Origin of the sequence: Sphingobacterium tenebrionis (genome assembly GCF_037126265.1) — a bacterium.
In the GTDB taxonomy this organism is placed as follows: Bacteria; Bacteroidota; Bacteroidia; order Sphingobacteriales; family Sphingobacteriaceae; genus Sphingobacterium; species Sphingobacterium tenebrionis.
On the sequence record NZ_JAYLLN010000062.1, the window covers coordinates 1 to 10,295 of the forward strand.

The 10,295-nt window shown below is 40.8% G+C and carries 9 protein-coding genes; 7 read left to right on the forward strand and 2 right to left on the reverse strand.

Annotation, left to right across the window (positions count from 1 at the left end):
- The first annotated feature begins 264 nt into the window (after positions 1 to 264).
- Genes VJ786_RS16165 through pstB form a run of 4 tightly spaced genes read left to right on the forward strand, consistent with a single transcriptional unit; the run spans position 265 to position 3,603 of the window.
- A complete protein-coding gene (locus VJ786_RS16165) occupies positions 265 to 1,140 on the forward strand; it encodes a substrate-binding domain-containing protein (RefSeq protein WP_336558036.1) in 876 nt (291 codons plus the stop codon).
- A complete protein-coding gene (pstC, locus tag VJ786_RS16170) occupies positions 1,130 to 2,020 on the forward strand; it encodes a phosphate ABC transporter permease subunit PstC (protein ID WP_099367398.1) in 891 nt (296 codons plus the stop codon). The genes VJ786_RS16165 and pstC overlap by 11 nt, the downstream gene beginning before the upstream one ends.
- Positions 2,010 to 2,867, forward strand: coding sequence for a phosphate ABC transporter permease PstA (gene pstA / locus VJ786_RS16175; RefSeq protein WP_099367397.1), 858 nt, complete (start codon positions 2,010 to 2,012; stop codon positions 2,865 to 2,867). Before pstC ends, pstA begins: the two co-directional genes overlap by 11 nt.
- Positions 2,857 to 3,603: a phosphate ABC transporter ATP-binding protein PstB gene (gene pstB / locus VJ786_RS16180; protein WP_099367396.1), complete on the forward strand. Its 747-nt coding sequence runs from the start codon at positions 2,857 to 2,859 to the stop codon at positions 3,601 to 3,603. Before pstA ends, pstB begins: the two co-directional genes overlap by 11 nt.
- Positions 3,604 to 3,673: 70 nt before the next feature.
- Here the strand turns inward: pstB and VJ786_RS16185 are convergent, their stop codons facing one another.
- Entirely contained in the window at positions 3,674 to 5,203 is a 1,530-nt protein-coding gene (locus VJ786_RS16185) for a SulP family inorganic anion transporter (RefSeq protein WP_336558037.1), read from the reverse strand.
- Between the two features lie 143 nt (positions 5,204 to 5,346).
- On the opposite strand from VJ786_RS16185, the gene VJ786_RS16190 reads away from it, so the two are divergent.
- A complete protein-coding gene (locus VJ786_RS16190; RefSeq protein ID WP_099367394.1) occupies positions 5,347 to 5,823 on the forward strand; it encodes a hypothetical protein in 477 nt (158 codons plus the stop codon).
- A gap of 249 nt (positions 5,824 to 6,072) precedes the next feature.
- On the opposite strand, the gene VJ786_RS16195 is transcribed toward VJ786_RS16190, so the two are convergent.
- A complete protein-coding gene (locus VJ786_RS16195) occupies positions 6,073 to 6,759 on the reverse strand; it encodes an arylesterase (protein WP_099367975.1) in 687 nt (228 codons plus the stop codon).
- Positions 6,760 to 6,799: 40 nt separating this feature from the next.
- Here VJ786_RS16195 and VJ786_RS16200 point away from each other — a divergent pair, with 40 nt between their 5' ends.
- Together VJ786_RS16200 and VJ786_RS16205 are read left to right on the forward strand one after the other, a co-directional pair.
- On the forward strand, positions 6,800 to 7,468 hold the full coding sequence (locus VJ786_RS16200) for an ABC transporter ATP-binding protein (RefSeq protein ID WP_099367977.1): 669 nt from the start codon (positions 6,800 to 6,802) through the stop codon (positions 7,466 to 7,468).
- The gene (locus tag VJ786_RS16205; RefSeq protein WP_099367976.1) at positions 7,465 to 9,996 is read left to right on the forward strand and encodes an ABC transporter permease; all 2,532 of its coding nucleotides are present in this window, start codon (positions 7,465 to 7,467) and stop codon (positions 9,994 to 9,996) included. The genes VJ786_RS16200 and VJ786_RS16205 overlap by 4 nt, the downstream gene beginning before the upstream one ends.
- Positions 9,997 to 10,295: the final 299 nt, after the last annotated feature.

Here is a 10,295-nt window from a genome sequence, read left to right on the forward strand (position 1 = left end):
ACCAATGACGATTAAAAATCTTACTCCCTCTCTCGCTGTATCCTAAATGAAATACAAAATTATATTCTGTTTCTTTAATTCCTATAACTTCCCTACAAACTTACGATGACGTAATTTCTCCCATTGACGCTGCCCTTCCCAATGACCCTTATTAATATTCTATTAATAACTTTTTTACATTCCTCTAACATAAATCCAAACACACAAGGATACGTTAATAATCCCTTAACATTGTGTTAATATTGATTTGTCAATTTTGTGGGGATGAAAAAAAGGTCTTTAATAGAGGGGACAATAATTTGCCTCTTAGGAGTTTTAAGTTTAACTAGCTGTAGTAACAACACGAACTCCATCAAAATGAAAGGATCGGATACGGAGGTTAACCTAGCTGTTAATCTTGCTGAGAACTTTACCAAACTAGATCCAACTTTTAGCATAGCGATTTCCGGTGGTGGTTCAGGATTAGGGATTACATCCTTGATGAATGGCCAAGCTGACATTGCCAATTCTTCTCGCCCCTTATCGGAGGAAGAAAAGCAACAGTTCAAAGATTTGAACATTGCGATCAAAACAGTCGTATTCGCAGAGGATGCCACTGCTTTTGTAGTCCATAAAGACCTGCCTTTGGATGAAATCGACACAGAAACCTTATCAAAAATTCTTTCAGGTGAGATTAAAAATTGGTCTGAAATAACAGAATTCAAATATCCCATCAATATTTACGGTAGACAGAGCAGTTCTGGTACCCACTCCTTCGTCAAGAAAAAATTGAAGATTGAGTTCACCAATGCTGCCAAAGAAATGACGGGGAATGCCCAGATTTTGGAAGGTGTTAAAGCTGACAAAACGGGGATTGGATATGTTGGTGCCGGATATGTTGCCCATGATCCTTCCGCTAGTCAAGGTGTTAAGATTCTGAAAATCAAAGATAAAGAGGAGTTGGGTGCCATCTCGCCTTTAGATCAGAGCGCCATCAATGCCGGTACGTATTTTTTCCAAAGACCATTATATCAATTTATCCTCGCTGATTCCTGGGAGAAAGTCCGTCCGTTCATCAATTTCGAACGTAGTGAATCTGGACGACAGTTGATTTCAGACCATGGTTATTATATCCTAGAAAATCAAAAAAATGAAATATAAGGCTAGACTTTCGCTAGATGTTGTTTTTAAATACATTTTTAAAGCAACAGGATTTTTGGTATTGGCGCTTTTAGGCGGAATCCTTGCCATGTTGATCTATAATTCCTTTTCCTTCTTCCTGGATGTAAAACCTTTGGATTTTATCACCGGTATGGAATGGAATCCAACTGGGAAAGTGCCAAAATACGGTATGTTACCTTTGATCATCAGCACCACCATCGTTACGTTTGGCGCCATGATCATCGCCATACCTCTAGGTATTGGTACAGCCGCTTTTATTGCGGAATACGCCAGTCCAAGATTGAAGAATATTCTTAAACCGACCATTGAAATGTTGGCCGCCATACCATCGGTTGTAATCGGATTCTTGGGTATTGTGGTGGTAAGCCCAGGAATCGCCAGTTTAGCCGATCTTTCCAACGGATTGAATGCGTTGAATGGTGCTATCCTGTTGGCAGTAATGGCACTTCCAACCATTATTACCGTAGCAGAAGATGCAATACACGCCGTGCCAAAAACATATAAAGAAGCAAGTTATGGGGTTGGAGCTACCAAATGGCAAACTTTATTGAATGTGGTTATTCCAGCAGCTGCCCCAGGTATTATTGCTGCGGTGATGTTGGGCGTTGGACGTGCCATAGGTGAAACCATGACGGTATTGATGGCTACCGGAAATGCCTCCATTTTACCGAGCAGCATGTTCGATTCCGTAAAAACAATGACGGCAACCATTGCCATTGAGATGGGAGAGGTGCCTTATCAAACTACCCATTATTTCGCACTATACGCCATTGCCACGGTATTATTCATCATGACCTTGGGCGCGAATCTATTGGGAGAATATTTTATTAACCGTTTCAGAAAGTACCATGCGCAGTAAGACTTTTAGATTTTCCAGTATCATTGAATGGGGTACTTTATTGATCAGTACCTTATTGGTATGTTTCTTTTTGGTTGTTGTACTTTGGGAAATCATTTCCAAAGGGTCTAGCGTCCTTTCCTGGGATTTCGTGACGCAGGTTCCATCGGAAGGTATGACCAAAGGTGGAATAATAACTCCGATCATCGGTACGGTTTTGCTGACCTTGATCACCTCTATCTTTGCCATTCCTTTTGGGGTCTGTTGTGCCATTTATCTCCATGAGTATGCGGAAGATAATTGGTTGACCCGTACCATTAGAGCATCCATCCGTAACTTATCGGGAGTGCCTTCCATTATTTATGGTTTATTCGGTTTGGCTTTATTTGTTCAGGCTTTACAATTCGGTACTTCTTTGGTTGCAGCAGGTCTTACGTTGGGATTATTATCCTTACCCTATATCATCACGACAACGGAAGAAGCATTGATGCGTATCCCGAACAGTACACGTGAAGCAGCATTGGCCGTTGGTGCCACTAAATTTGAGACTATAAAAGATGTCGTTCTTCCTTCGGCCATGTCGGGGATCCTTACAGGGGTTGTATTGACCTTATCCAGGGCAGCAGGAGAGACCGCACCCATCCTTTTTACAGGTGCAGCTTTTTATATCAATGGAACCTCCGGTTTCATCAATCAGGAATTTATGGCATTGCCTTACCATTTATACATGTTGTCTACCCAACATCAGTCTATCGAAGAGGTTCGTCCGATTGCTTATGGTACAGCCTTGGTATTAATCATTGTGGTTTTTCTTTTGAACCTAACCGCATTTTACATTCGTTACAAGTACAGAAAAAATGAAAACTAAATTATTCGCAGAGAATCTAAATATCAGCTTTGGTGCTAAACAAGTATTGAACAACATCAATGTGAATTTTGCAGAAAATCAGATTACCGCATTGATCGGGCCTTCCGGTTGTGGAAAAAGTACCTTATTGCGTTCCTTTAATAGAATGCATGATCTTTCCCCTGATGCAAAAATTGATGGCAGGCTTCAATTGGAAGAATTGGACCTTTACTCGAAAACAGTACCTGTAACGGAGATTAGAAAGCGTATCGGAATGGTGTTTCAAAAAGCAAATCCTTTTCCTAAAAGTATCTATGAGAATATTGCCTATGGCTTGAAGATCAATAACCTTCCGCATGATAAAGCAGTGATCGAAAAGGCATTAAGGGAAGCATTCTTATGGGAAGAGGTAAAGAACGATCTGAAGATGCCTGCCACAAGATTATCCGGTGGTCAGCAGCAACGCCTTTGTATTGCGAGGGCCGTGGCTTTACGTCCAGAGGTTATTTTGATGGATGAACCTTGTTCTGCACTGGATCCGGTGAGCACCTTAAAGATCGAAGATCTGATTACCCATTTAAAAGAGAAATATACGATTGTTATTGTGACACACAATATGCAACAGGCACAACGTATTGCAGATAAAACCGTATTTATGTATTTGGGTGAGGTTAAGGAAGAAGGTCCTACCGCTCAGCTATTTAGGAATCCTGTTAATGAAATGACCGCCAATTATATCAACGGACATTTCGGATAATCGCTTGATTTAAATTCAAATAAGATTTAGCGTTTTATTAATATCATCTTAGGCATTTAAGTGATTTCTTTTATTTCTCCGGCATGACCTTGTAGGTTGGATCTTCTTGGATATTAACCTCGATAATCCCCTTGGCATTTTCCAATAATTTAATAGAATCCTCACTTAAATGTCTTAATATCACGGTTTTTCCTTGTAAGACATATTTGTTGGTCAGTTTGTTCAAGGCATCGATCGCTGACATATCCACCACTCTTGATTCTTTAAAATCTATAATGATCCGTTCTGGATCTTCTTCCAAATGAAATTTATCTAGGAAATGGCTGGTGGATCCAAAAAATAAGGGGCCATATATTTCATAAATCTTATTACCAAATTCATCGGTTGTTTTTCTTGCCCTGATCCTAACCGCACTATCCCATGCAAACACTAAGGCAGAAATAATAACGCCTACAAATACGGCTAAGGCCAGGTTATGGAGAATGACGGTGATAGCAGCTACCAAAAGCCCAACAAAAATATCCGATTTTGGCATTTTAGTGATCATCCTGAGAAATCCCCATTTGAAAGTGGTTATAGCCACCATCATCATGACACCTACCAATGCTGCCATTGGGATTCTTTCGATAAATGGAGCACCCACCAAAATCACGAATAAGATGGTCAATGCGCCAATAATTGCCGATATTTTCGTTCTTGCACCAGCAGATATATTCACTAATGTCTGGGCAACCATAGCACAACCACCCATTCCGGCAAAAAAGCCATTTACTATATTGGCCGTACCTTGGGCGATCGATTCTTTATTCGAACTACCTTTACTGTTGGTCAATTCATCGACCATGCTTAATGTCAATAAAGACTCGATTAATCCAACTGCTGCCATCACCAACGCATATGGGAAAATTATTTCCAATGTTTCCAGGGTAAAAGGCACATTTGGAATATGAAAGCTAGGAAAGGATCCGGAAACTGAAGCAATATCCATCACAATCTTGGTATCAATCCCTGTTAATTGCACCAAACCAAAGATCAATAATATGGCGATCAATGAGGCCGGAATAGCTTTAGTAACCTTAGGGATCAATAATACCAACAAAACGGTTAACCCTGTAAGTCCCAACATGGTCCATAGTTGAGCGCCAGCCATCCATTCCATAACACCATTAACTGGTGTTTTGAATTGGGCAATCTGGGCCATAAAGATGACCACAGCTAATCCGTTCAGGAATCCAAACATAACGGGTTGAGGGATTAAACGCACAAATTTTCCCAGGCGAAAAGCTCCGACCAGGATTTGAAAGACTCCAGCCAAAGCCACTGCGGCAAATAAGTATTTCACACCATGAGTTGCTGCAAGAGCAATTAATACGATGACCGTAGCTCCAGCTCCCCCGGAGACCATCCCTGGTCTGCCCCCTAAAACAGCTGTGATCAAACCCATAAGGAATGCTGCATATAAACCGGTAATAGGAGACAAGCCTGCTAAAATGGCGAAAGATAAAGATTCAGGTATCATGGTCATCGCCACTGTTAACCCTGCTAGTATCTCGTTTTTTAAATTTATTTCCTTAATATTAGGGAGTTGTAATAGAGACATGCCTTGAAAATTATGCTGCAAATATAGGTAGATGTGTGAAAAGCTAGGACAGATATTAAACAAATATTATTTAATTAAATATTTTAATACATAATATAATAATTTATATATTTTTAAGTTTAAATATTAAAACAAAGTATTTTATGAAAAAACTAATGATTTTTGGAGCTTTGGCAGTAGGTGCATTAGCCAGTTGTGTTAATCAAAAGAAAAACACAGAAGATACCAGTTCAGCAGATGGTCAAGTGACAGCAGATTCTAATTTCGTTAAGGTAGAATTTGTTGGGACAAGCAAAAATGAGATTAAGAATAATCAAGGAAAGGCAACACTTTATGCTATTCCAGAACATTTGGCGGATGCGGCAGCAACGGAAATCACCTCAACTACATTTGAAGCAAGCACTTTTCCATTTACTGTAAATTTCCATTTGCCTAATAATCATAAGGCGATGATTCAGCCAGCGGTGAAAGAATCGGATGTGATTAAGTATTATGTGGATTTAGATTGGGATTCAGATGGAAATGGAACGGTGGATTCTGCGGATGTGGCTATTGATTTTGATAAGGAGTTCCCAAATGTGGATATCAAGGGGGAAGTTACTAAGGTTAATATAAAATAGATTTTTTGTGAGGACCTCCGTCATTGCGAGGACCTCCGTCATTGCGAGGAACGAAGCAATCTTTCCGCATGTCATGCTGAGCGAAGTCGAAGCATCTACATGTTGGCCAAGGTACAGATCCTTCGACGCAGCTCAGGATGACACGGTTTGAAGATTGCTTCGTCGTTCCTCCTCGCAATGACGGATAAAACTTCCCGCAATGACGGAAAACCTTTCGCAATGACGGAAAACCTTTCGCAATGACGATATTTACAACAAATCCTTTAAATGCGCCCAGACATTATCCGCTAAAATAAACTGCCCTTCAGCAGTTGGATGAATGGCATCCTTCTGATTCAACTTTTGTATACCAGCTACTCCTTCCAATAAAAATGGAACCAGCGTCATATCCTTCTCCTTCGCCAACTTCGGAAAAATCCCCTTAAACTCCTCAAAATAAGTATCACCCATACTCGGAGGGACCATCATCCCCGCTAATATAAACTTACAATCAGGATTCACTTTTCGAACCTTATCCACAATCTCCCCTAAATTTTTATAGGTACTTTCCGGCGGAATACCCCTCAAACCATCATTAGCACCCAATTCCAACACAAAAACGTCAATAGGTTCTTTCAACAACCAATCAATCCTATCTTTTCCTCCCGCACTTGTTTCACCACTCAATCCTGCATTCACTGCCCTATATCCTAATCCCAAGGAATCAATCTTCTTTTGAATCAAGTTTGGAAATGCCAGGTCGGTACTTTCCAATCCATAGCCCGCCGTTAGGCTATTCCCAAAAAATACAATGGTTTTTACACTATCTTGAACACTATCTACTTGGCTTACAGAATCAGAAGAAACTATCGTTGTATCCTTTTTTTGAGGATTTCCACAGGCTATAAATAATATGAATGTCAAACAAATGGTAAATGTGATCGGGAACTTTTTCATTCTTCTAATTTATTTAAAAAATGCTTTATTTTTATTAAATATGTCAACAAAGATTCTACAGATAAACCAGGTGTCTAAACATTTTGTGTTAGGTACATCCGAAATCCCAGTGCTAAAAGATGTCAGTTTTGAAATTGAAGAAGGTTCAACGGTATCCATCGTCGGTCCTTCAGGAAGTGGTAAGACCACCTTACTAGGACTATGTGCCGGATTGGACCAACCCAGTGAAGGCACTATAACCCTCAATGGAATTCAATTGACGGGTCTGAATGAAGATCAATTGGCTGCTGTAAGGAATGAACATGTAGGATTTGTGTTTCAGAACTTCCAACTTCTGCCTACATTGACTGCATTGGAAAATGTGCTGGTGCCTTTGGAATTAAGGGGTTTAAAGCCCAATGAGCGCGATGCACTAGCACTTCTTCAACGGGTAGGATTAGGTCATCGTGCCGATCATTATCCTTCCCAGTTATCAGGAGGCGAACAACAGCGGGTTTCCATTGCCCGAGCATTCGCTAACAAACCCAAGATTTTATTTGCCGATGAACCAACAGGTAATTTAGATGCCGAAACCAGTCAAAGTATTGAAGAAATGCTCTTTGAACTGAATCGGGAATCAGGAACTACCTTAATCATAGTAACCCACGATCTGGATCTGGCCGCAAAGACACAACAAATCATTCCGATTAAAGGAGGGAAGATTGCATGAATTGGCGGTGGATCTTTTTAATGGCCTGGCGGGATAGTCGCAAGAACCGAAGCCGATTATTCTTATTTATTTCATCCATTATTTTAGGCATAGCCTCGCTAGTGGCCATGAATTCCTTCAATGAAAACCTGAAGATGGACATTGATGACCAAGCAGCTCAATTAATTGGTGCCGATCTGGAATTGGAAAGTAGAAGAAAGCCAACGGATGAGGCGATGAAGTTCATCGATTCCCTACAAGCGTTGAGCGATGGATACGCCAAGGAAGAACGTTTTATGACCATGATCCAGTTTCCGAAGGTTGGTGGGTCGAGGTTTGTTCAGGTACGTGCGATTGATGGGAAGTTTCCTTTTTATGGAGAAATACTCACCAAACCTTCCAAAGCCTATTCATCGTTTGGAAGTGAAAACGGTGTTTTTATAGAAAATGCGGTGATGATCCAATTCCAGGCAGCAGTCGGGGATACGGTGCAGTTGGGAAAATCGAAATATCCTGTACTGGGTAGTTTACTGTCGCAACCTGGACAGACCGCTATTGCAGGAAGTATGGCGCCGAGTGTTTTTGTTCCGTTGGATCAATTGGCGGAGTCTGGATTACAACAGCTTGGGAGCCGGATCGAGTACCATTATTATTTTAAGCTTCCAAAATCCTTTGAAACGGATAAAAAACTGGAAGAATGGAAAGATAAATTGACCTTATTGCAATTAAGGGGATCAACGGTTCAGAGTACCAAGGAAAATACAGGCCGATCCTTTGCCGATATGGCAAACTTTATGGAACTGGTTGGCTTTGTCGCTTTGTTATTAGGTTGTATTGGAGTATCCAGTTCTGTGCAGATCTATGTTCGAGAAAAGCTGGTTTCCGTGGCCATCCTACGATGCATGGGCGCCAAAGCGAAGCAAGCATTCTTTATTTTTTTGATTCAGTTTGCAGGTATTGGATTGATCGGAGGTTTTATCGGAGCCATTTTAGGTGCGCTAGTTCAATACCTGATTCCATTGGTACTTCAGGATGTGCTTCCAGTTGCACTTTCCACACAAGTGTCTTGGTCGGCTATTCTTCAAGGCGTACTCTTAGGACTGGTTATCGCGGTATTATTTGCTTTATTGCCCTTATTATCCGTACGACAAGTATCGCCATTGAACTCTTTGCGCATGAGCGATGCTGCTGGCCAGGCAAAGAACGATCCTTGGAAATACCTGATTTACCTATTGATCATCGGATTTATCTTGATTTTTGCACGGATGCAAATGGATGATTGGAAGCAGACTTTCATTTTTACCTTAGGGATTTCGGTCGTATTTGCTTTATTATATGGCGTTGCCAAAGGATTCACTTACCTCATTAGGAAGTTTTTTCCAAAAGGATGGCCTTATGTTTGGCGACAAGGGCTTTCCAACTTGTATAGACCCAATAATCAAACAGTAATTCTCTTAGTTTCTATTGGCTTAGGTACGGCATTGATTGCAACCTTGTTTTTTGTTCAGGATATGCTGATCAAACGGGTGGAAATGTCTGCCGAAGAAAACCAGGCGAATATGCTCCTTTTCGATATCCAACCATCCCAAAGGGATTCTTTGGTATTGTTGGCAAAAGAAGAAGGCTATAATATCATGGAGAATGTTCCTATTGTAACCATGCAATTGGAAAGTATGAACGGCATCACCTTGAAGGACGTGGTAGCAGATTCAACCATTGATCAATCTAGGCGGGCATTTCGAGGAGAAATTAGGGCAACTTATCGGGATAGTCTTTCCCGCTCGGAAAAAGTAATGGAAGGTAAATGGATAGGTCATGTAGCCCCAACGGATACCGCTTCCGTTTCCTTAGATGAGAGTTATGCTGGAAATATTAAGGCTAAAGTAGGGGATGTAATGGTATTTAATGTGCAGGGGGTAAGGATTCCGGCAAAGGTGAGTAGTATCAGACAAGTGGATTGGAATAGGTTCCAATCGAATTTTAGGGTTGTTTTTGCAAAGGGATCTATTGATCAAGCACCTCAATTTTTCCTGATGATGACCAAGGTGGAAGGTGATGCCCAATCGGTGGCCTTTCAACAGAAAGTGGTAAGCAGGTTTCCGAACGTTTCGGTTTTGGATATGAATGCGGTGCTGGATATCTTGAATGAAATCTTGGAGAAGATAGGTTTTATCATCCAATTTATTGGAGGTTTTAGTATTCTGACGGGTATTGTGGTGTTGATTGCATCAGTGAGGATCAGTAAATTTCAGCGAATTCGGGAGAATGTATTGTTGAGGACCTTAGGGGCTAGTCGGAAGCAGATTTATTGGATTACGATTTCAGAATATTTGTTTTTGGGGTTGTTGGCTGCAATAACCGGGATTGTTATTGCATTGATTGCTAGTAATCTATTGGCGGTATTTGTTTTTGAATCTGGTTTTGTTCCTCCGATAGGATTTAGTTTGTTGCTGATCTTTTTGGTGACTTTTTTAACGGTTTTGGTGGGGTTGATCAATAGCCTTTCGGTATTGAATAGATCGCCGTTGGAGGCTTTGAGAAGGGAGTAGGTATTGGATTATGTTGGGTGCAGCATGTCATGTTGGGCATAGGTTGTGATGTTGAGCTTAGCTTGTCATGTTGAGCATAGGTTGTTATGTTGAGCGTAGCATGTCATGTTGAGCGTAGTCGAAACATCTGTACGTATGGATAAAAGGATACGAACAGATCCTTCGACTACGCTCAGGATGACAAGCAAACTACGCTACCAATGACATGTTGTATAACCTATTGTTAATCAGGTCAATGTATCTTATCTAATTTCATATCGAACTCCAGTGCCAACCTGTTTAGGTACTTTTCCTTCTGC